15 protein-coding genes are annotated in these 23351 nt (G+C 41.2%); 11 read left to right on the top strand and 4 right to left on the bottom strand.

Annotated features, from left to right (window positions below):
• The first annotated feature begins 205 nt into the window (after positions 1-205).
• Complete coding sequence (carB, locus tag QX565_RS12825) at positions 206-3433, top strand: carbamoyl-phosphate synthase (glutamine-hydrolyzing) large subunit (protein WP_289292949.1); 3228 nt, start codon at positions 206-208, stop codon at positions 3431-3433.
• Positions 3434-3825: 392 nt separating this feature from the next.
• Here carB and QX565_RS12820 read toward each other — a convergent pair whose 3' ends face one another.
• Positions 3826-7890, bottom strand: coding sequence for a two-component regulator propeller domain-containing protein (locus QX565_RS12820; protein WP_321029027.1), 4065 nt, complete (start codon positions 7888-7890; stop codon positions 3826-3828).
• 527 nt (positions 7891-8417) lie between these two features.
• Between QX565_RS12820 and QX565_RS12815 the strand changes: the two genes are divergently transcribed.
• From QX565_RS12815 to QX565_RS12800, 4 genes are all read left to right on the top strand, one after another.
• Complete coding sequence (locus tag QX565_RS12815) at positions 8418-9617, top strand: glycoside hydrolase family 76 protein (protein WP_289292947.1); 1200 nt, start codon at positions 8418-8420, stop codon at positions 9615-9617.
• A 13-nt stretch (positions 9618-9630) separates the two neighbouring features.
• A complete protein-coding gene (locus QX565_RS12810; RefSeq protein ID WP_289292946.1) occupies positions 9631-11100 on the top strand; it encodes a glycoside hydrolase family 125 protein in 1470 nt (489 codons plus the stop codon).
• 100 nt (positions 11101-11200) lie between these two features.
• On the top strand, positions 11201-11602 hold the full coding sequence (locus tag QX565_RS12805) for a glycoside hydrolase family 3 N-terminal domain-containing protein (RefSeq protein ID WP_255585631.1): 402 nt from the start codon (positions 11201-11203) through the stop codon (positions 11600-11602).
• 48 nt (positions 11603-11650) lie between these two features.
• Positions 11651-12730: a glycoside hydrolase family 3 C-terminal domain-containing protein gene (locus QX565_RS12800; RefSeq protein ID WP_289292945.1), complete on the top strand. Its 1080-nt coding sequence runs from the start codon at positions 11651-11653 to the stop codon at positions 12728-12730.
• A gap of 110 nt (positions 12731-12840) precedes the next feature.
• Here QX565_RS12800 and QX565_RS12795 read toward each other — a convergent pair whose 3' ends face one another.
• On the bottom strand, positions 12841-14823 hold the full coding sequence (locus QX565_RS12795) for a sialate O-acetylesterase (RefSeq protein ID WP_289292944.1): 1983 nt from the start codon (positions 14821-14823) through the stop codon (positions 12841-12843).
• A gap of 112 nt (positions 14824-14935) precedes the next feature.
• Positions 14936-15151 (bottom strand): T9SS type A sorting domain-containing protein, encoded by a 216-nt coding sequence (locus tag QX565_RS12790; protein WP_289292943.1) that lies wholly within the window; start codon positions 15149-15151, stop codon positions 14936-14938.
• 35 nt (positions 15152-15186) lie between these two features.
• Between QX565_RS12790 and QX565_RS12785 the strand changes: the two genes are divergently transcribed.
• From QX565_RS12785 to QX565_RS12775, 3 genes are read left to right on the top strand one after another with little or no spacing between them, the layout of a single operon-like run.
• Positions 15187-15552 (top strand): hypothetical protein, encoded by a 366-nt coding sequence (locus QX565_RS12785; protein ID WP_289292942.1) that lies wholly within the window; start codon positions 15187-15189, stop codon positions 15550-15552.
• Positions 15527-16822: a GDSL-type esterase/lipase family protein gene (locus tag QX565_RS12780; RefSeq protein WP_289292941.1), complete on the top strand. Its 1296-nt coding sequence runs from the start codon at positions 15527-15529 to the stop codon at positions 16820-16822. The genes QX565_RS12785 and QX565_RS12780 overlap by 26 nt, the downstream gene beginning before the upstream one ends.
• On the top strand, positions 16819-17127 hold the full coding sequence (locus QX565_RS12775; protein WP_289292940.1) for a T9SS type A sorting domain-containing protein: 309 nt from the start codon (positions 16819-16821) through the stop codon (positions 17125-17127). Before QX565_RS12780 ends, QX565_RS12775 begins: the two co-directional genes overlap by 4 nt.
• A gap of 152 nt (positions 17128-17279) precedes the next feature.
• Here QX565_RS12775 and QX565_RS12770 read toward each other — a convergent pair whose 3' ends face one another.
• Positions 17280-17732, bottom strand: coding sequence for a copper resistance protein NlpE (locus QX565_RS12770; protein WP_289292939.1), 453 nt, complete (start codon positions 17730-17732; stop codon positions 17280-17282).
• A gap of 156 nt (positions 17733-17888) precedes the next feature.
• Between QX565_RS12770 and yaaA the strand changes: the two genes are divergently transcribed.
• The 3 genes from yaaA (at position 17889) to QX565_RS12755 (ending at position 23061) form a co-directional block, all read left to right on the top strand.
• Positions 17889-18662 (top strand): peroxide stress protein YaaA, encoded by a 774-nt coding sequence (gene yaaA, locus QX565_RS12765; protein WP_221649767.1) that lies wholly within the window; start codon positions 17889-17891, stop codon positions 18660-18662.
• Between the two features lies 1 nt (position 18663).
• Positions 18664-19215, top strand: a complete 552-nt coding sequence (locus QX565_RS12760) for a sugar O-acetyltransferase (RefSeq protein ID WP_221649766.1) — start codon at positions 18664-18666, stop codon at positions 19213-19215.
• Positions 19216-19392: 177 nt separating this feature from the next.
• The gene (locus tag QX565_RS12755) at positions 19393-23061 is read left to right on the top strand and encodes a T9SS type A sorting domain-containing protein (protein WP_289292938.1); all 3669 of its coding nucleotides are present in this window, start codon (positions 19393-19395) and stop codon (positions 23059-23061) included.
• Positions 23062-23351: the final 290 nt, after the last annotated feature.

The raw sequence follows: 23351 nt of genomic DNA, 5'->3' as shown, positions 1-23351 counted from the left end.
TTAAAAATAGCAATGAATCAACAGGAAATAAGAAGTAAGCAATATCTTCGTTCGGATGTTTTCCATCCGGAATCTGTATACTTCTTCTATTTTCTCCAAAAACGATATTTTAGTTCTTTGGTAATGCGTTAGTCCTTTTGTTAGGGTAACGCATTTTTTTTATGTGGTAACTTTAAGAAACAACAACATTATAACAACAAGAGAAATGGAAAAGGAAATGAAGAAAGTCCTGGTTCTGGGTTCAGGAGCACTCAAAATCGGACAAGCCGGGGAGTTTGACTACTCTGGTTCGCAGGCACTGAAGGCCTTGAAAGAAGAAGGTATCAGTTCGGTATTGGTTAATCCGAACATTGCAACCATTCAGACTTCTGAAGGAATTGCTGATAAAGTGTATTTCCTTCCCGTGACAACCTACTTTGTAGAAGAGATTATAAAGAAGGAACGTCCTGATGGAATTCTCCTTGCATTTGGTGGTCAAACGGCGCTGAATTGTGGTGCTGAACTTTACACAAATGGTGTTCTCGACAAATATGGTGTGAAAGTATTAGGTACTTCTGTTGAGGCCATCATGTATACAGAAGACCGCGACTTGTTCGTGAAGAAGCTCAATGAAATTGACATGAAGACTCCTATCAGCCAGGCGGTGGAGAATATGGAAGATGCCATTGCTGCTGCACGTCGCATCGGATATCCGGTAATGGTTCGTTCGGCTTATGCATTGGGAGGTCTTGGAAGCGGTATTTGTGCCGACGAAGAAGAATTCCTGAAATTGGCTGAAAGTTCATTTGCATTCTCCAAACAAATTCTTGTAGAAGAGTCTCTGAAGGGATGGAAAGAAATTGAGTTTGAGGTAATTCGTGATGCCAACGATCACTGTTTCACAGTGGCAAGCATGGAAAACTTCGACCCGCTGGGTATCCATACAGGTGAGTCTATCGTGGTAGCTCCTACCTGCTCGCTGGATGATAAGGAACTTACATTACTGAAAGAACTTTCTACAAAATGTATTCGTCATTTGGGCATTGTAGGCGAATGTAACATTCAATATGCTTTCAATTCCGAAACGGATGACTATCGTGTCATCGAAGTAAATGCCCGTTTGAGCCGTTCTTCTGCCTTGGCTTCCAAAGCTACCGGTTATCCGTTGGCATTTGTTGCTGCCAAAGTTGCTTTAGGCTATACACTCGATCAGATTGGTGAGATGGGAACTCCGAATTCTGCTTATCTGGCTCCGCAACTTGATTACTATATTTGTAAGATTCCCCGTTGGGACCTTACTAAATTTGCCGGTGTATCCCGTGAGATCGGTTCAAGTATGAAGTCGGTAGGTGAAATTATGTCTATCGGTCGTTCTTTCGAGGAGATCATCCAGAAAGGACTACGTATGATCGGGCAAGGCATGCACGGATTTGTAGGCAACGATGACGTGACTTTTGATGACCTTGACAAAGAACTGGCTAATCCTACTGACCTGCGCGTATTTGCTATTGCACAGGCTTTGGAACAAGGATATACGATTGACCGTATCCACGATCTGACTAAGATTGATCCGTGGTTCCTTGGCAAATTGAAAAATATTGTTGACTATAAAGTGAAACTTTCTACTTATAGTAAAGTAGAGGATATCCCTGCCGATGTGATGCGCGAAGCGAAGATTCTTGGTTTCTCTGACTTCCAGATAGCTCGTTTCGTATTGAATCCGACCGGCAATATGGAAAAAGAAAATCTGGCAGTTCGTGCACATCGTAAATCGTTGGGTGTTCTTCCGGCTGTAAAACGTATCAACACAATTGCTTCTGAACATCCGGAACTGACCAATTATCTCTACATGACGTATGCTGTAGAAGGGTATGATGTAAACTATTATAAGAATGAGAAATCAGTAGTCGTTCTCGGTTCGGGTGCATATCGTATCGGTAGCTCGGTAGAGTTTGACTGGTGTTCGGTAAATGCTGTACAGACAGCTCGTAAGTTAGGTTACAAATCTATCATGATTAACTATAACCCCGAAACGGTATCTACTGACTATGATATGTGCGACCGTCTGTACTTTGACGAGCTTTCCTTTGAGCGTGTACTCGATGTTATCGATCTCGAACAGCCTCGTGGTGTCATTGTTTCCGTGGGCGGACAGATTCCGAACAACTTAGCAATGAAACTTTATCGTCAGTCGGTTCCTGTACTGGGTACTTCTCCGGTTTCTATCGATCGTGCCGAGAACCGTAATAAATTCTCTGCTATGCTCGATCAGCTGGGCATTGACCAACCGGCATGGATGGAGCTCACCAGTCTTGAAGAAGTGAAAGGCTTCGTTGAAAAGGTAGGTTATCCGGTGTTGGTTCGTCCGTCTTACGTACTTTCGGGTGCAGCAATGAATGTTTGCTATGACGATGAAGAGTTGGAGAACTTCCTGAAGATGGCTGCTGAGGTTTCAAAAGAATATCCGGTAGTTGTTTCTCAGTTCCTCGAAAACACGAAAGAGATAGAATTTGATGCAGTAGCTCAGAATGGTGAAGTGGTGGAATATGCCATCTCTGAACATGTTGAGTTTGCCGGTGTTCACTCCGGTGATGCTACATTGGTATTCCCTGCACAAAAGATCTACTTTGCAACAGCTCGCCGCATTAAGAAAATCAGCCGCCAGATTGCAAAAGAACTTAATATTTCCGGTCCGTTCAACATCCAGTTCCTGGCTCGCAACAACGAGGTGAAAGTAATTGAATGTAACCTGCGTGCCTCACGTAGTTTCCCATTCGTGTCTAAAGTACTGAAACGTAACTTTATCGAAACAGCTACCCGTATCATGCTTGACGCTCCGTACAGCCGTCCGGACAAGTCTGCCTTTGATATCGACTGGATTGGTGTGAAGGCTTCTCAGTTCTCATTCTCTCGTCTGCATAAGGCCGACCCTGTTTTGGGTGTAGATATGTCTTCTACCGGTGAGGTGGGTTGTATCGGTGATGACTTCTCCGAAGCCTTGCTGAATGCGATGATTTCTACCGGATTTAAGATACCTTCAAAAGAGAAAGGTGTTATGTTCTCTTCCGGTGCCATGAAATCAAAAGTTGATTTGCTGGATGCCAGCCGTGCTCTGTTTGCGCAGGGATATAAGATTTATGCTACTGCCGGAACGGCTGCTTTCCTCAATGCACACGGTGTAGATACCACTCCGGTGTACTGGCCCGATGAAAAGCCGGGAGCAGAAAACAACGTGATGAAGATGATTGCTGACCATAAGTTTGACTTGATTGTCAATATCCCGAAGAATCATAGCAAACGTGAGTTGACGAATGGATATCGTATCCGTCGCGGTGCTATTGATCACAACATTCCGTTGATCACCAATGCCCGTTTGGCAAGTGCATTTATTGAAGCATTCTGCGAGTTGAAACTGGAAGATATCCAGATAAAGAGCTGGCAGGAATATAAATAAGTTTCTCTTACTATAAAGAGTTCAGGGTGGTAATGCGTGGCATTATCACCCTGTTTTTTTTCTTATGCGGAAGTGTGTTGGGCGATCGAAGGGAAGGTGACTTACTAAAGTCGTAGTCGAACTCACAGAGAGTCGTAATGGAACGTTGTTTTACATGTACATGTATTACTGCTTTACATGTACATCTAACGCTGCTTTACATGTACATGTTTAACAGCTTTACATGTACATGTAAAACAACGCTCCTCACCGGGAAAGATAGAGTTCCTTTACTTGGTAGAGATCGTTCGTCGGTGAAGGATAAATAACAGTATTAGACCAGTACACCTTCCTTACTCAAAAGGAGGGGGGAGGTGTACCGATATAACGCAGCCAATTGGCATATTGACACATTATTTATGTTCCGATACCTCTTTGAAATTTTTCTTCTGTTGTTCTCTATATTGCCGTGGAGGCATATTATACTTCTGTGAAAATATCTTATAGAAAGTTCCGCGATTTATAAATCCCGATTTGTCCATGATTTCTTCTATTGACAAATTAGTAGTAAGCAATAGATTTTTCGCTATGGCTAATCGATATTCTTTGATGATATCGGCAGGAGTCTTTTCTGTAATCTCCTTCAGCTTTCGGTAAAAATGCCGGGTACTATACCCTAAGGAACTGCTTAAAAATTCAACAGACAATTCATCGTTGGTAATATTCTTATCAATCAATTGCATCATTTTCTCAAAAAACACCTTATTCTCTTTGTGTAAGAATTGCCCGTCGTCCAGCTTGAAAGTACTGAGTATTGAATTATAATACTCCTTCAATTCTTTTTCCCGCAGGATAAGCCGTTCTGCCAGTTTCATCAGATACTCCGCATTGAAAGGTTTGGTGACGTAGGCTTCTGCTCCGGACTCAATGCCCTTCATCTGATCGTTCACACTATTGAGCGCCGATAATAAGATTAATGGGATATGTGTAAGCAGCTTGTTCGATTTCACTCTTTTTGCGAATGATATTCCGTCTATATCCGGCATCATTACATCTGAGATAATCAGATCGGCAGATTTGAGTTCCAGTTGTTCTATCGCTTTTGCTGCATTATCGAATGAAAGCACATTGTATTTGCCTGCAAACAAATCGGAAATAAACCATAACATAGAAGGATCGTCATCGATAATGACTACCGTTTGCCTGGAAGGATCATAAGTTGCCGGTATATTTTCTAATTCAACCGGTTTGTTATCTGCCTGTACAGGTGGTTCTGTGAGTATACTTTCTTCGGGAACAGAAGCTGTTGTAACAGCCAATGCCGGCAGAGTAACTTCAAAAGTGGTGATCTGACCGGGTACACTTGTTACCTGAATCTGACCGTCCAGAAGGTTTACCATGCTATGGCAAATGGCGAGTCCCAATCCGTTTCGGGGAGAAATACCATTCTTGTTTTGCACTTCAAAATTCTCCAATATCTTGTAGCGGTCGAATATCTTGGTTAGATTCTCCTTAGCAATTCCCTTCCCCGTATTTGAGATACGAATGCAAAGCTGTCCTTCTGCTATACGTTGTTCTACGATTATGCTTCCATTCTCCGGCGTATATTTGAAGGCATTGGACAATAGATTATTTACTATCTTATTGAAGCAACTGGTATCCGAATTCCAGTAAACATCTTCTTCTATTTTCAATTGATAGTTTATCTTTTGACTCTCGGCCAGTTCACAGAAAGATTCGGCTATGTCCTTCGTCTGTTCGGATATAGGGAGCTGTTTTATTTCAAGTGTTTTATTTCCGGTTTCCAAACGACGGAATTCTATTAACTCCAGAATCAATGCATTCAGCTTCTGAGCGTTCTGTAGAATCATCGTGGCATATTTGTGAACATAATTATCTGCTTCCGTATGTGATAATATCTTCTGGCAGGGACCATAGATCAAGGTTAACGGAGTGCAGAACTCATGAGTGACATTGGTAAAAAAACGAAGTTTAGACTCATACAATTCATTGCGTTGTTGGCGGTTCATTTGCTCGATCATGCGATCCCTTTTGTGCCGATACCGCTTAATTAACATGTAAATACACCCGGATACGAATCCGAGAAATAGCATAAAGTAAATAGAGTAAGCAATAGTAGTTCTGTACCAGGGAGGGATGATACGGATAATCAGGGATTGGGGAGTGCTTTCCTCTCCCGTGATATTGCTCCGGTATTTTACCAATAGTGTATACTGTCCGGGGGAGAGGTTAGAAAATACAGCTGTAGTAGAAAGCCCGTTCTCTATCCAATTTTCACTCAAACCGTCAATCTTGTAATAGTAAGTGTAATTATTTCCATTGACATAGTCGATAGCTATGAATGACAGGCTAAAGAAGTTCTGGCTATAGTCCAGTTCCAGTACCTTTTGCTTTTTGTCTTCCCTGAAGAAATCATATATATCATATTCCTTGCCAAAGATAGACAAACGATTGAATTGCAGGGCGGGCATATATTCTATGGCCGTGGAGTTGTTCTCATTAATCGTTATAAAACCGTTCGTACCACCAAAGAAAAGAGTATTCGTGCGTTTGTCTTTAAAGTAAGCTCCGTCACTGAACTCTGTCACTTTCAGATCATTTCGCTGATGATAAGTCTGCACAGCATTGGTTTGGATATTAAATCTTACCAGACCTTGATTGGTACTGATCCACAGATTTTGTTTCTGGTCTTCAAGAATGCCATGAATCGTATTATTGAGAAAACCGTTGGTCTCGTTATATATGTAATAATCGTCATTATAAATACGCGTCAGCCCGAAGCTTGTACCGAACCAATATCCCGCATCATTTTTCAGAATAGCAAAGATGTCGTTTACTGTCTGGCTTTTTATCGCCTGATCAAACAGATAGGTTTTCATTTGCCCCGTATGCGTATTGATCCGATAGGCTCCGTATCCGCGGTTGCCAAACCACATGACGGAATCACTTTCCTGGAAAGAAACAAAAAAGTAGTTGGATGCACGTTTGCCTTTGTCCAGGATAATCCTTTCCGCACTTTTTACAGTGGGAGAACTACCGGAACCATTTAAAGACACTTTCACAATACCTTCTCCTACTGTGGCAATCCAGAGGGTACTATCGTTTTGTTCGCAGATAGAATGGACATACTTTACTGTTTTTCCTTCTGCCAGAACGGGGAACTGTTTTATTTTCCGGTCCGGATACGAATAGTAGTTTATACCGTTCTCGGTTCCTATCCAGAGTCTTTTCCAATGACTCGGAGCAAAACAATAGACAGAGTTGTCTGTAAGTGTACTGTTGTTGGTCAGCAGTTGTTCTGTTTTGAGGCTTATATCCGTCTCTGCCTCCGGATGATAGTTGAACATGCGTAATATCCCATTTCCTTTCGTTCCGATCCATAGCGTTTGTTCATCATCAAGATAGAGTGCGCGAACCGGATTGTTTATCTGATAGGCCGGTGTATTTAGGAGGGTGTTTTTTATAGAAAATGTATCAGCAAAATACATGTACACTCCTTGTCCGTCTGTACCTATCCAAATGATGTCCTGGTATTTATCTTTCAGCAGACAAAATATTCCGGTGCGGATATCGGTAGGTTGTATGATATACTTTATTTTCTGGTCGGGCTGATACTTCAGTTGGATCAGGCCGCTGCTCTTAAATCCGATATAGTAATCATTTTGTTTCTTTATAATGGAGGATACTTCCCCGCGTTGATGTATCTCAGATTCGAGATCAACGATATAATATTTCTTTTGGCTATTCAAGTCATATTCATAGAAAGCGTAAGTACTGTCTATGAAATAGAGCAGGTCATTTTCAGTTGAAGCCCAAAGCAATTTCTCCGGGTGATTAAAATGATTGCGTGGTGAGAGTTTTATTTCGTTCCTCTCTTTTTCTATTGCATAACTTTGGTTGCTACCGTCTGAAGAGAAAATCCAAAGAATGTCTGAACTGTCTACAACTATTTGCAGGACATTCTCAAAAACAACCGTTCCTGCATCTAATCTTCTGAACTCTTTGTCGTGCCGGTTGAAATAATAGATGTTACCGTCATCTTTGATGATATATACGTCTCCTGCTGCACTCTTTGCCATTTTGTTGATGTCTTTGAACTCCTTGAAGCTCTGAATCGTCTGCTGGTGAGAGTCGAAGCGGTCAAGACCATAATTAGTCTGTATCCATAATACATCTTCTTCGGTCTCCATTATATTGCCTATGATATTGCCGGAGAAACCAATACGGGAATTTGCAGGTTTGTACAGTCGTGGGGTAGTTCCATCGAAAATATTTAGTCCGTCACAGGTTCCTATCCACATTAAGCCATTATTATCTTGGCAAAGAGATAGAATCGCACTGTTCGATAAACCGTTCTGGCTGGAATATTGCCGTAGGTTATATGCGTTGATTTCACTTGTCATATTAAATAGAAATAGCAGAAGTGAAAAGGTATAGTATAGATAGGAGGTTCTCATAAAATATAGTTGTGTGTCACGATTAATATAAAGAGTTCCTGTACTTGCTGCAAAATTAAATAAAAAAGAGTGATAATGGTAGAAAGGGAATTTAAAAAGTATACGATTTTATGACATATATGTTTATTCCTCTGTCTTTCGGGTCTTTAAGTACACTAATGTCATAAAAATATATACTGATAATCTAATTGGAGTCATAGTTTTGTGACGTCTAATTAGAATAACAATAGGTATAGTATAAAGGGGTAAAAAAGATTGTTGCTGGGATAACAATTCTGTAATAAGGCGGGTATAATGATTACTCGTTTTTGAATTTAAATTAATGTACAGGTTTAATGACATGAAGAACATTCTTTTCTTTTTCGGTTTTATTTCGTTGATAACTTGTCGACTTTCGGCACAAGAGTTAAAATCACCGGATTGCAATTGATAGCGGATTTGCCATCAGCTTATTCGAAATAACGGATAACAAACAGAAGAAATGAATTATTAAATGAATATCAATACAATTAATTTGTAAAGTAAATATGAAGGCAGGATATTTTTTAGTAGGCTTGTTATGTGCTGCTTCTTTGGTAGGTTGTGTCCACAAAGAACAGGTAAGTATGAATCCTAATTTAGCCAAAGCACAGGAAACATTAGATTCTATCTATCAATGTTATTCACGGCCGGGTGTTAACCTGTTGCGGGAGAATTACCCTTTTGATGAGCAAAGCAATGTTACCTATTTAGCATCAGAAGAGCAGGCAAATTTACCTAACCAGTATTCTTATCTTTGGCCTTACTCCGGCATGTTCTCTGCGGTAAATGCGATGTATGAGGCAAGTGGTAAAAAAGAATATAAGGAATTACTGGATGAAAGGGTTTTGCCTGGGCTGGAAGAGTATTTTGATATAAAAAGAGAGCCGCACGCTTATTCGTCTTATATCCGTACCTCTTCTCCTTCAGATCGGTTTTATGATGACAATGTATGGTTGGGTATTGACTTTACGGACATTTATCAAATGACCCAAGAGGCTGCATACCTTGAGAAAGCTCAGTTGATATGGAGGTTTATCCTGAGTGGAATGGATGATCAGCTGGGGGGAGGTATCTACTGGTGCGAGCAGAAAAAAGAAGCTAAACATACGTGCTCCAATGCACCGGGAGCTGTTCTGGCATTGAAACTTTTTAAAGCAACGAAAGACAGTATCTACTATACGCAGGGAAAAGAATTGTATGAATGGACGAAAGCCCATTTGCAGGACTCTACAGATTATCTCTATTTTGATAACATTCGTCTTGATGGCAAGATAGGAAGAGCGAAGTATGCATACAACAGCGGACAAATGATGCAGGCTGCCGCTTTGCTTTATCAGTTGACCGGACAACCGGAGTATCTGGCTGATGCGCAGAATATTGCTAAAGAATGCTATAACTATTTCTTTATGGACTTTACACCTGCTACCGGTGAATCTTTCAAGCTACTGAAAAAAGGAGATATCTGGTTCAGTGCTGTCATGCTGAGAGGTTTTATCGAACTCTACCAACAAGATCAAAATAGAACGTATCTGGATGCATTTAATAAAAGTCTGGAATATGCTTGGAATAATGCCCGCGATGATAAGGGGTTGTTTAGCGTAGATTTGAGTGGAAACGACAAAGATGATAAAAAGTGGTTGCTGACACAGGCCGCTATGGTAGAAATGTATGGTCGGCTCGCTGGTATTAAAGAATTGATTAACTAAAATATAAAGACGAATGAAAAAGAAAAACATCAGTTTGTGTGCTATCACAGCCGCTCTATTTTTCGGAAACCATGTAAATGCAGCCGACTTTGTTGTAGCAAAAGACAATACAGTTGTAATCAACCAGGCTTGTCTGGCGGCCGCTTATAAGAGTAACCGGCCGGAGATGAAGAAGAGATTGTTTACCTCTAAAGCGGTAGAGGCCGAAATTGTGCGGGTTAAGAAGTTGTTGACTAATCAGAAATTGTCCTGGATGTTTGAAAACTGTTTCCCGAATACACTTGAAACGACTGTACATTACCGTACGACGGATGGTAAACCAGACACTTTTGTATATACGGGAGATATTCATGCTATGTGGTTGCGTGATTCCGGGGCACAGGTTTGGCCTTATATACAGTTGGTAAACAAAGATCCGGAACTGAAGAAAATGCTTGAAGGAGTCATTCGTCGGCAGTTTAAGTGTATCATTATTGATCCGTATGCAAATGCTTTTAATGATGGAGCGAAAGGGGGCGAATGGATGAGCGACCTGACGGATATGAAACCGGAACTCCATGAGCGTAAATGGGAAATTGATTCTCTTTGTTATCCGCTTCGATTGGCTTATCAGTACTGGAAAGAGACAAGAGATGCCAGTATTTTTGATAACGAATGGATACAGGCCATTACCAATATTCTGAGAACATTTAAGGAACAGCAGCGTAAGGATAAAGTGGACTATTACAAGTTCCAGCGTAAAACGGAGCGTGCGCTCGATACGCTGAATAATAATGGTTTGGGAGCTCCTGTAAATCCGGTAGGATTGATAGTCTCTTCTTTCCGTCCGTCGGATGATGCTACAACACTGCAATTTCTTGTCCCTTCAAACTTTTTTGCCGTATCTTCACTTAGAAAAGCTGCAGAGATATTGACAGCAGTAAATCAGAGAACTGATTTGGCTCAGCAATGTACGGATCTTGCGCAGGAAGTGGAAGGTGCACTGAAGAAATACGCAACCTATAATCATCCCAAATACGGAACAATTTATGCTTTTGAAGTAGATGGTTTCGGAAATCAGTTGTTGATGGATGATGCGAATGTACCCAGTCTGATAGCTATGCCTTATCTGGGCGATATGGATGTGAATGACCCGATCTATCAGAATACGCGTCGTTTTGTATGGAGCAAAGACAATCCGTATTTCTTCAAAGGAAAAGCCGGAGAAGGTATCGGAGGTCCACATATCGGTTATGATATGATCTGGCCGATGAGTATTATGATGAAAGCTTTCACAAGCCAGAATGACGAAGAGATAAAGACTTGTGTGAAGATGCTTATGGATACGGATGCAGGTACAGGGTTTATGCATGAATCCTTCCATAAAGATGATCCGGCCAATTTTACCCGTGCCTGGTTTGCATGGCAAAATACACTGTTTGGTGAATTGATATTGAAATTGGTTAATGAGGGGAAAGTTGATTTATTGAACAGCATACAATAAGTGATATTGAAGAAAGGTGAACAGCTGAAAGTCGATGTCTTTTGGCTGTTCGCTTTTTGTATCTATTGAAAGGCATAAACTAATAATAGTAGGAAAGAACATGAAATCTCAGAAAATTATAGCATTGTTTTTAATCATCCTGGCTCCTTTGGGAGTGTCGGCACAGAAGTGGTATACTTCTGATATTGATGGCAAGGTGGATGATATTCTAAAGAAAATGACAGTGGAAGAAAAGCTGTCTTATATAGGAGGAGTTGATTGGATGTATACAAGGAATATCGATCGTTTAGGTATACATCGTATGAAAATGTCTGACGGACCACAGGGGCTGGGCACTCATGGGCAATCTACTGCTTATCCGGCTACGGTATTACTGGCTGCTACCTGGAATGAAGAACTTGCTTATGAATATGGAAAGTCTTTGGGACGCGACTGCAATGCCAGAGGTATAAATGTTGTGTTGGGGCCGGCGGTAAATATATACCGTGCTCCTATGTGTTGAGTATATGGGTGAGGATTCTTATCTGGCAGCACGTACCTCTGCCGGACCGTGAGATGGACCGGTGTGGTACGCCCGGATATAACAGGAGAGTATGAATTTTCTGTAGGCGGCGATGATGGTTATCGCTTGTATCTTGATAATGAACTGGTTGCTGATCAATGGGGTGTAGGTAGTTTCCGCAACTCTTCTGTAACAAAAACATTGGGAGCAGGTAAGAAGTACGACATTCGCTTTGAATACTTTCAGGAAGGTGGAGGTGCCGCAGTTGCTTTAATCTGGGGGCATAAAGGTGAAAAGAAGGATGCTTTTGTAGATCAGCTGAATCGTGCAGATATGGTGATTGCTTGCTTCGGGCATAGTTCGGACACAGAAGGCGAAGGTGCTGACCGTACTTTTGCATTGCCTGATGCCGATGCTAAAATGATTGCAAGGACATTGAAATGTAAGAAACCGGTAGTCGGAGTAGTCAATGCAGGTGGTAATGTAGAGATACAGGCATGGGAACCCGGATTGAAAGGTCTGCTATGGGGATGGTACGCCGGACAGGAAGGCGGTACGGCGGTAGCTGATGTGCTGTTTGGTAATGTAAATCCTTCTGGCAAACTACCTATGACTTTTGAGAAACGCTGGGAAGACAATCCGGTATATAATAGCTATTATGACCCGGATGGTGATAAACATGTTGCATATACGGAAGGTATTTTTGTAGGGTATCGTGGTTATGATAAGTTGCAGCGTGAAGTACAGTATCCTTTTGGTTACGGTCTGTCTTATACGGATTTCTGTCTTTCCAACTTGTCTGTTTCTGAACCTTTGGCAGATGGATCGGTAGAAGTAACCTGCAAACTTTCCAATACGGGAAAACGTGATGGAGCACAGGTGGTACAGCTATATCTTGGAAAAGAAGGAGGCATTGTAGAACGTCCGGAGAAGGAATTGAAGCAATTTAAGAAGGTGTTTCTGAAAGCGGGCGAATCGGCAACGGTGAAGATGATGGTTACTAAAGATGCTTTCATGTATTATGATGTTGCTGCCAAAAGGTTCTTACAGGATAAAGGGAACTATAATGTGATGGTTGGTTTCTCTTCACGTGATATCGTTTCGTGGGGAAGTATCCGTATTCTTTGATGCATATACGTATCGAGGTTACCAATTATCCTCTCATCGCACCTCTTATTCATTAAACTGAGTTTTAGAAAGAGGTACGATGAGAGGTGTTTTTTTAATTTGAGCAGTGCTTATTTGTTATTTAGGGTGACTCCCGGCCAGTCGTCAGTGCGGAAAGGAGAAGCTGGCAGTCCTGTTTTATTATACAGATTACATTCCGGATTATTAGCCCAGGCATAACGTACAGCTACAGGATAGGGCACTTTTTCCGAGGAAACAATCACTTTGTTATCTACAATTCGGGCCGTAGCCGGATAGAATTTGTGATCAACACCTGCAATGGTGAATCCTTTTAATTCTTCTCCTTTAGCGATTAATTGCCCATCAGTATGTTTGAAAGTGACTTCGATTTCATTGTTTTTTAAGCACATATGACTGTACTGTGGTCCGGAGTAGCTGTTTTTCTTGTCGTATGCCTGATTTAATGCAATTAGCGAAAGTCGGCGTCCTACTTCTTGCTTATTCTTAGGATGAATGTCATTCGCATCCCCTATATCGATGGTAACAGCCATTCCCGTATTCTCTAATTCCAGTGTCTGAGCCTGAGCTTCACGGAGTTCAGCCCATGCTGATTCTTCCGGCTTATCTGCACGTTGCATGAAGTTTGCTAATTGTACAAAGTAGAAAGGGAAGTCTTTGTTCCATTGACTGCGCCAATTCCGAATCATTAAAGGAAACAGATCACGATATTGATAAGCACGGCTTGCGTTAGCTTCTCCCTGGTACCAGATAACTCCCTTCATTTCAAATGGAATTAATGGACGCAACATTCCGTTAAACAGTACAGCAGGGTAGTATTGGCAGGTCTGGAATGACAAAGGTTGCCGTGGCACTTCATTTCTATTGAGAATGCTGATACGTTGTTTCCACTCTCCTGCCAAAGATATTTTTTTCTTGCCATTGGTAACATAAAGCATAGAAGGATCTCCGGGGATTCCACTGTTTCCACCCGTATCACCTAAGTGGATTGTTAGTACATTCTTTCCTTTTCTCAATAAATCACGTGGCACTGTGTAATGACGTACAGTGCCTATGCCGTAGGTACGTCCTATTTCTTGTCCATTGAAGAAGGTAATATCATTATCGTCAATTTGGTTCAACTCTATTTTTAAATCACGTTTCAGCCATTCATCCGATAGTTCTATTTCGCGGCGTAACCACATGAAACCTTCGAATTTCGGATTTACCTGTTCTTCAATAAATCCCGGTAATTGTATTGTTCCCCATGAATCGTCGTTGTAATCAATTGCTGCCCATTTGGCTTGTCTGCCCTCATATCCCGGATCTTTCTTTCTGACTCCTGTTTCCCATTCATCCATCATCTGATTGTATGTTGCCATCGCTTCGGGCATATTTTCTTCTGCTTTCCGAAGAAGCGTTACTTCGTTATGAAAATCGGACATTAAATTTAGGGTACCTGTACTGGTCCAGCTTTCGGCTGGTGTTCCTCCCCAGGTAACATCAATGACTCCCACCGGAACGTTTAACTTTTGATTTAGTTCTCGGGCAAAGAAATAAGCGATTGCAGAAAAATCTTCTACTGTTTGCGGAGAGCAGTTCTGCCATCCCCCCATAGTACTTTCTCCTGTTGTGAGTGGGATAGGACTCACGGTCTTTTTCACTTGATATAAGCGAATATCAGGATGGTTGGCATTATCAATTTCCTGTTGGAAGTTTAGCACTCTACCCCAGCCTTTAACGGGCATTTCCATATTGGATTGTCCGGAGCAGATCCATACCTCTCCAATCATCACATTGGATAATTTTATTTCTTTTCCATCCGAGATACTGATATTATATGGCCCTCCGGCCTTAGGGGTTGGAATTTCAACTTTCCAGTTCCCTTCTGCATCGGTGAAAACTGTATATGTTTTTCCATCCCATGAAGGAATCACTTTTATTTTCTTTCCTTTGTCGGCCTGACCCCATATCGGGACTTGTGTTTGTTGTTGTAATACCATGTTGTCGGAGAATACTGCCGGTAAGACAGGCTTGGCGTTAATACTCCAGCAGAAGGACATTGCTACAAGAGATAATGCTGTTATTTTCTTCATGTTAGATCTATTAAATAAATTTGTTTTTTTTGTTATTGTTGATACAAAGATAGGAAATATAAGTTATTTATTTAACTTATTTTCCTATCTCTTACCTGACTTTTAAGACATTTTACTCTTTAACAAGTTTCAAAGAACAACGAGTATTTTCTGTACTGACTTGTACTAAATAAATCCCTTTTTCCATATTGCTTATATCGAATTTATTGCTAAAAAATTCTCGTTCTATCTTTCCTGACAAATTGAATATTTTTACGTCTCTGATTTTTTCAGAATCAGTTCCTTCTATGCAGCAGTACCCTTTTGTAGGATTGGGAGATAGATACAACGGTTTTTCGGAGGTAGTAAGGGGATTTATACCGGATGGAAACGAAAAATGCAAAAGCCTTTATTTCTGCCAAATCTTCCAGCGAATATGCAAAAATCAATGGTATCGGAGAGATTGCTTTATCTGATGGTCTGAACGAACTGAATATAGAGGTTGTTTCGGAAGACGGAAAAAACAAACAGACCTATACCGTTATGCTCTACAATACGGCGAACTTACTGAGTGTAGCTTCTGCTGACGGTAAGGGCAAACGTATTGTCAATATTGACAGTTACAGCGGAATGACAGGGGCTCATGAAAATCCTTTCAGAATGCTGAGAGGCTGGAAAGTGAATCTAAGTGGTGACAATACAATGAAATGGCGGACGTACTTTAATGAAGAATGGAAAAGAGTTCGATAACACTGCTTCTTCTTATTGGGATCACGAACGTTATCAGAATGCTTTAAAGTACGATCCGGATACCGTTGTTATCAAATTGGGAACAAATGATGCGAAACATATTAATTGGGATAATATTAAAAATGAATACGTGGGCGATTATATAGCGCTTGTAAATTCATTTAAAGCCCTTTCCAGCCAACCGAAAATCTATATCTGTTATCCTCTTCCTTTGTTTGGACCGAATAATTGGATTAATGATGATAAGGTAATGACTGAGGATATGATGCCTATGATTGATCAGGTTGCCAAAGAAACCGGTGTAACGATTATAGATTGTCACTCTCCGTTTGAAGGGAAGGCTTATCTGACAGGTGATAAAATCCATCCGAATGATAAAGGCTATGTTCTTTTAGCTAATATTATTACACGCAGTATCGCTCCGGAGGCAGATATACCGGCTCTTCCGGAAGATCTGTTTTTGCAGATTGCCGAATATGATAAAAGTGATTCCGGGATAGTAACAGAAACCTCTGTTAGCGGAATAGACACAACCCCTTTGTGGGACAATAATGCAAAAACAATTCTTGAGACTCCGTTCCCGGATCAGCAGGAATGCTGGTTCTCAGTGGAAATGTCTCGTCCGGTTGGCTTGAAAGCATATGCTATTACATCGGGTAAAGATGCTTCTAAAGCTCCCATGTCCTGGAAACTGGAAGGTCGTACGAAAACATCAGCTATATGGAGAGCTGTCGACAAGCAGGTAGGGATCACATTTGGTGCTAATGAAACAAAGATTTTTGACGAAAAAGTTAGTTTCTCTGCATATGACTATTTCCGTTTATCGGTGACAGCAGTGAATGGTAGTAATAGTTTGGCTATTGCAGAACTCCAGTTGTTTGGTTGTGACAAACCGTTATGTAGCTCTTTGATGGATAAGACAAACGGAGGTATGCTGAGTGCTCAGTTTAATACACTTCCTCACGAGGGATATGGTAATCTGGGTGATGGCAACATAAATACTAAGTATTGTACACAAATATCTACAGGCAATAGTATCTGGATACAGTATGATTTACCCGAAGCAGTGAAGATCGGAGGTTACTCTTTGATTTCGGCTAATGATTCTCCCGATCGTGATCCTTCCGAATGGACTCTGTATGGTTCTGCTGATGGTAAAAAATGGGACAAACTGGATGCGAGAAAGAACCAATTGTTTTTGGGACGTTATACAATGCTGGAATATCCGGTACTATCCGGAAGGCATATAAAAGCTTTAAACTCAATGTGACAGGGAAAACCGGATTGTTTCAGCTTGCTGAGTGGCAGTTGTTTAAAGCGTCGGATGGAGTAGGTATTGAAAATACTATTGTATCGGACTTTACGATTCGGACAGGTAACAGCCACTTGTTAATAGAATCTCATGCCACGGTTACAGGGTATTATGAGTTTTATTCCATCTCCGGGCAGTGTATAACCAAGGGAAAGGTAGAAACCGGAGCAACAGCAAGCATCGATTTATTGCCGGGAACTTATCTGGTAACCTTGACTACCGGAGGACAAAAAGAAATCCGGAAAGTAATTATCGGATATTAGAATATATTTCACCACAGAGGACACAGAGTTTTTTAGACATAAGAACAAAAGAACATATTATTTGCATAATCCGTCTTTATGCTCTAATCTCAGTTTTGTGTTCTTATGTCTAAAAAACTCTGTGTCCTCTGTGGTGAACCCCAAAAGCGTAATTAAAAGACTTTTTCCTGCTTCAACACATACAAATCAGCAAGTGCTCCTGTGATGGGCTGTTTGTCTGCATCCAGCATTACTATCCGGCCTTCTTCCACCTTATAATAAGATTTATCTCCTTCTTTGGAAGTCGTAGTCAATATATTGCCTTCTATTACGAAAGTACCTGCTTCATCAAATTCCGCATCTTTTCTTTCCTGGTAAATATATTTCTGTGTATACGTATGATCCTTGTTGAATACCAGAGTAACATCTATCCCCGGACAGTCAGCTGCGGGAATTGTTCCTTTATACTCTCCAAAATAATCAAGTGAGGTTTCTGCATTGTGCATATCTGCTATCTGTGTAGTATCTGCACTCATACTGTCGGTATTATTTGTTTTTTTACTGTTTGTACACCCTGTCATAATAAAAGCACAGAGCATTGCTGCAAAATAAAACTTCTTTCCCATACTGATTGTTATTTTTATTAAATGAACAACAAAGGTACAACTAAAAAGTTTAACTTTGCTCTAAACTAATATCAATCGTAAATCCTCATTTGTGATTTGCCAATTGTCATTTATCAATCGTAAATCGTAAATTATTAAATCGTAAATCCTCCATTTATGCTTATACTTTTATCCTGTGCCAAAACCATGAGTGATGTTTCGAAAGTGAAAGTCCCTTTTACCACTATACCTAATTTTCAGAAAGAAGCGGCAGAAGTTGCTTTAGAGATGTCGCAGTTTTCTGTAGAAGAGTTAGAGCATTTGTTGCGTGTGAATCCCAGGATTGCTGTCGAGAATTACAAACGTTATCAGGCTTTTCATTCAGAGGACACCCGTACGCTTCCGGCCCTGCTTGCCTATACAGGTATTGTTTTTAAGCGGTTGAATCCGAAAGATTTTTCAGAAGATGATTTTCGTTATGCACAGGAACATCTTCGGCTTACTTCATTTTGCTACGGTTTACTTCGTCCGTTAGATCTTATCCGTTTGTACCGTCTTGAAGGAGATGTAAGACTCCCTGAGCAAGGTGGTAAAACTCTGTTTTCTTATTGGCAGTCCCGGCTTACCGATTCATTTCTCAAAGAGATCAAAGCCACCGGAGGCGTGCTATGTAATCTGGCAAGTGATGAAATGCGTGGTTTGTTTGACTGGAAGCGTATAGAACAGGAAGTGACGATTGTTACTCCCGAATTTCATGTATGGAAGAATGGCAAACTTTCTACAATTGTAGTTTACACCAAAATGTCTCGTGGGGAGATGACGCGTTTCATTCTGAAAAACCGGATAGAATCTCCGCAGGATTTGAAAGCTTTTCACTGGGAAGGATTTGAGTTTAATGAACGATTATCAAACGAAAAAAAATTAATATTCACTAATGGAGCAACAGAATAAGATGAGTGAAGTAGAAAAAATGCGTAATGGGCAACTGGCTGATATGTCTGTGCCGGAAATGCAGGTACGTTTTGAGAAAGCTAAAAAGTTATTGGCCCGTATGCGTGGGTTGAGTACTTATGACGAGGAATATCGTCCTTTGCTCGAGGAGCTGATACCGGATATCCCTGTTACATCTGTTATTTGCCCGCCTTTTCACTGTGATCACGGTGATGGTATTCGGCTAGGCGAACATGTATTTGTCAATGCTAACTGTACTTTTCTGGATGGTGGATATATAACGATCGGAGCCCATACACTGGTAGGTCCTTGTGTGCAGATTTATACCCCTCATCATCCGGTGGATTATATAGAACGGCGTGAACCGAAGGAATATGCTTATCCGGTTACGATCGGTGAAGACTGCTGGATTGGTGGCGGCGTTGTTATCTGTCCCGGAGTGACGATTGGAGATCGTTGTATCATTGGAGCAGGAAGTGTAGTTACTAAAGATATACCGGCTGACAGTGTTGCCGTGGGTAATCCGGCACGGGTTCTAAAGAAAGTAAAATAACCGGGCAACCTATCGGGTTGTGAGAAATTAAAGAGGCGAAAAGGTGATTTATTATCTTTCCATCTCTTTTTGTGTATATTAGTGCAATCTTTTGAGAAAATACTTCAATTCTCTCTATAAAAAAAGAGGTTAATTTGCAACCGTTAATCTATTATTAATATATAAAGATGGAATGCAATGAGAAAAACACTACTTCTTTTTAAATCTTTCCTGATGAGCGTGTGTGCGCTCACACTGACCGCTCAGGCACAAAGTTTATCTGATGTAACTAATATCAATGTAGGCGAATGCTATATTTATGATTCATTTTTGTCGGCAGTTTGGGGGAATGAGTCCATGGCGCCCGGCAACGGAAGCACTGCGAATGATTATTGGGCTAAAAGTTGGATTACAGGGACCCGCAAGGTCTACAAGGGTTCAGAGGTGGCAAATATTGGCGGAACTGAACTTGAATATATAGTGAAACAAGTGCGTCCCGGAAATTATAATAACTCTATCGGCATGCTGAATATGAAAAATTTATATAGAGCCGATGCATCGGAGGCATTTAAAGAATCTCATATAACCAGTAGTTTAACTTTACCGGAACTACCCAGTGTCGGTAAGATAGCCCTGTTTCTGTTGAAACCTTATAAGTCGGGCGTATCAGATGGCATTGCACTCGATAAAAAAAATGCAGATGGTTCCTGGACAGAGGTGATACAGGTGAAACATCCTTCTGCAGACGGCTGGGTCTATCTGCATTATATTAATAAAGAAGCTATTATTTCTCAGGTTCCGGTGACGTATCGGATTCGTTCTTATTCATATAACTCAAGAACCGCAGAAGGGTATGGCCCTATTTTGGGAGGCCTGATTGTTCAGAAATATCTGGAGAATGACAATTATACCAAACCGCTTACCCGGCCTTATTATCCGTTAGGAAATAACTCATCTACTTTGTCGAATGCCAAAAAACTGGTAGACACTTATACGGAAGCTGAATGGCTGGGATTAGTTCCCACACAAGCCCCCCGTAGCTTGCAACACAGTCCGGCTTCTGTTAATAGTACGGATTGGACATGGGATCCCGCCCGGCCGGACCAAATAACCTGTAAGGCTACCGGTACTGTGTTTCCAAACAGTAATTATACGGTTTTATATGCCAATGCGGAGGTTATGACCGGAAAGATCGTTAAAGTCCCGTATTATAAAACGTCCAAAGGCAACACCTATGTACAGGCTCAGATTGATTATGGAAAAACAGCCTTTATGACTAAGAACTTACCAATTCTGGGAGCAGCCTATCAACTGACAAAAGATGAAAAGTATGCCCGTTATGTAGCTTTGGCTTTGGACAAATGGGCAAATGCGGTTCCTGATTTCTTTATGACCGAAGGATGGAATAAAGACCGGATTGTGAATAAGAGTGACCTTTCGAAATATCCGAATGTACAACGTGCTTCGGATCATAACGGGTTGACTCATGAATTTCATGAGGGAGAACTACTATCGTTTGATCGTATTTATGAAAGTCAGGCGCTAAAGGAGCTTTCGGCAGAGAGAGGCTACGATGTACGCCGGCATATTGTTGATGATTTGTTCCTTAATATAGGATTATGGGTGATTGACCAGCCGATGTCTACTCATCAATCTACCAATCTGGTGGGACATATTGGTGTGCTGATTCAGGTGGCTGCTATTATTGAAGACGAAGTAATGAAAGAAAAAATCATCGATTTTGTCGATCGTTATTACACGTTGTGTATTGCAAACAACTTCAAGCGTGACGGTATGTATCCTGAGTCCTTCTCTTACCACAGAGGATATGCCGATGAGAACTATGCAAACGTAAAGCTGTTGGAAGATTATTTCAGTATGTTTGAACCGAAAACTGACGCGATGCGCCGTATTGCTGCAAAATCTGTTACACGTAAGGAGTTTACTCAGCGCACGACGTTGGTTCATAAACAGGTTGGATTTCCGAATGGAGATATGGCTCCGTTTGATGATACCACGGCCGGATACAGCGATAAGCGAACTTCTACCAAATCTTATTTATTGCCGGCTTACTACCATGCCATGTTGGGAGCAGGTACGGGCGATCAGCAGATTCAATCGAATATCGGAGCGAATGATAAAGCCAATCATGTGGGCAATAGTGTGATGTCTATGACCCTTTATGCCAATGGAGAAGAGCAGATTGGTGATATCCGTTATTCCCGTCTTCCGGGACGCGATTATACGAATAGTGTGACGGCTCATAACCTGGTTGCCGTTGACGAAGAACTGACCCAGTATTTTACATCAGGCCGCCAGGTTCTTGGCAATAGTGGACACGTATTTACAAATGGTTACTTCACCTTGTTTGAACCGGGGCTCGACGGGGTGGCTGCAACAGAGGTTTATAGTAAAACGATCCGTCCGGGAAAAGTAGAACGTTATCAGCGTATTCATGTTTTGAATACGATTGATCCGTCTCGTCCTTATCTGCTCGACTTATTTGTGGTAAAGGGAGGAACGAAGCACGACTATCTGTTACACGGTTCTACACAGTATGATCAGACGACTGAAACCAGCCTGTCTATGACGAAGATTAACAGCCAATACCCACTTTTGCCAACCGGAGTAACCTATAAAGATCCGGTGGTAGAAGGTGATAAAACAAACTGGTATGGTGCTTTTCGTGAAATGTCAAAAGCGCAATCTCCCGGAGAATGGAACGTGACTTATGTACAGGATGCTTCCAGAGGTGTTAAGATTTTTGCTGTGGATGATGCCCGGTCTACGGTATATTTAGGTAAGTCACCTAATTCCTATCGTCGTGCTACCGGAACAACGATGTATGAATATTGGCGTCCGGCTTTGGTGGAACGCCGCACCGGAAACAGTGGCATGCGTAGTCTGTTTACCCATGTGATGGAGGCGTATAATGGTGGTTCTAAGATTGTTTCGGTAAAACAAGTTCCGTTAAATCAGAATAGTGAAGAATATGTGGGAGTGTCTGTCACCTTTACCGATGGCCGTGAAGACGTGATTCTTGTGAATCTGAACAATACGCTGATTACAGGTATTGATCCGGCAGAGAAGATATCGACAGCCGATGGACGTTATGCAATGGAAGGTAAGATAGCTGTTTTCTCAAAGAGTAAAGACGCAGAGAAGGCGAAGAGTATTTTGATTAACGGTTCCCGGTTGTCCGTGGGAGAAGAATCGGTAGAAATAGAGAACTACAAATATTCCGGAACTATCACCTCTACTGTACGCAAGGAAGACGGCGCTTCCTGCAATGCTTTTGTTACCGATGCTATGATTCCTGCCGGTGATGAGTTAAAAGGGCGCTGGATGTCGGTTAAATTTGGATCTTATAAAGTGATTAACCCACCTTCGGGTGCTGTGAAAACACAGGAAGATATGAACGAATTGTTTCAAATAGATCATGTAGAGCAGGTGGGTAGTCAAACTTATATTGTAACTGTCGAAGACCATTGTCTGAAGGTGGATGGTGAAATGGCTGAGGAGATAATGCGTCCGCAACGCCAGTTTACAGGGGCTACGACATTTACAATTTTAAAGAGCCAGTCCGGTCTGTTCGGAGGAGGTACAGGATTGTCTGCCGTGTCCGCCGAAAAGGATGTGCAAATCTATCCGAATCCGGTAAATGATATCCTGTATGTGCGTGCTGATCAGGAAATTAAGCGTGTTCTCATTTATTCACTAACCGGTTTTGCTGTGCGTGAACTTTTGTTTACCGGACAAACAGAAGTTACTGTTCGGGCAATGGATCTGGCAGAGGGCAACTATATTGTGACAATTGAGTTACAGGATGGTTCTGTTAAAAATGAACGGCTGATGATTACGCGTTAACTTCTTGATTAGTAAGTTGCTATAAGAGGGGCAAAAGTAGAATTCGCTATTATTAAAACGCAGATTAGCGCTAATTTACGCAGATTTAATTTAATTTTTGCGTAACTTAGCGTCAATCTGCGTTTCTAAATTTATATATTAATAGCTTTCTCAGGTTTTTGACACCTTCTTGTTATTTATACTGTTTTTGAATAAGAGTAGTCGTATGTTATATGATTAAATCTTCTGCAAAACCTTGCATATGATTGTAAATCTTGCTAATATTGCATGTAGACTTCTCTGGTGAGTTG

This window comes from Bacteroides sp. 41_26, assembly GCF_949740115.1.
GTDB classification, from domain to species: domain Bacteria; phylum Bacteroidota; class Bacteroidia; order Bacteroidales; family Bacteroidaceae; genus Bacteroides; species Bacteroides nordii.
Note: the sequence above shows the minus strand (reverse complement) of the source record. Positions and strands in the feature narration are given on the sequence as shown.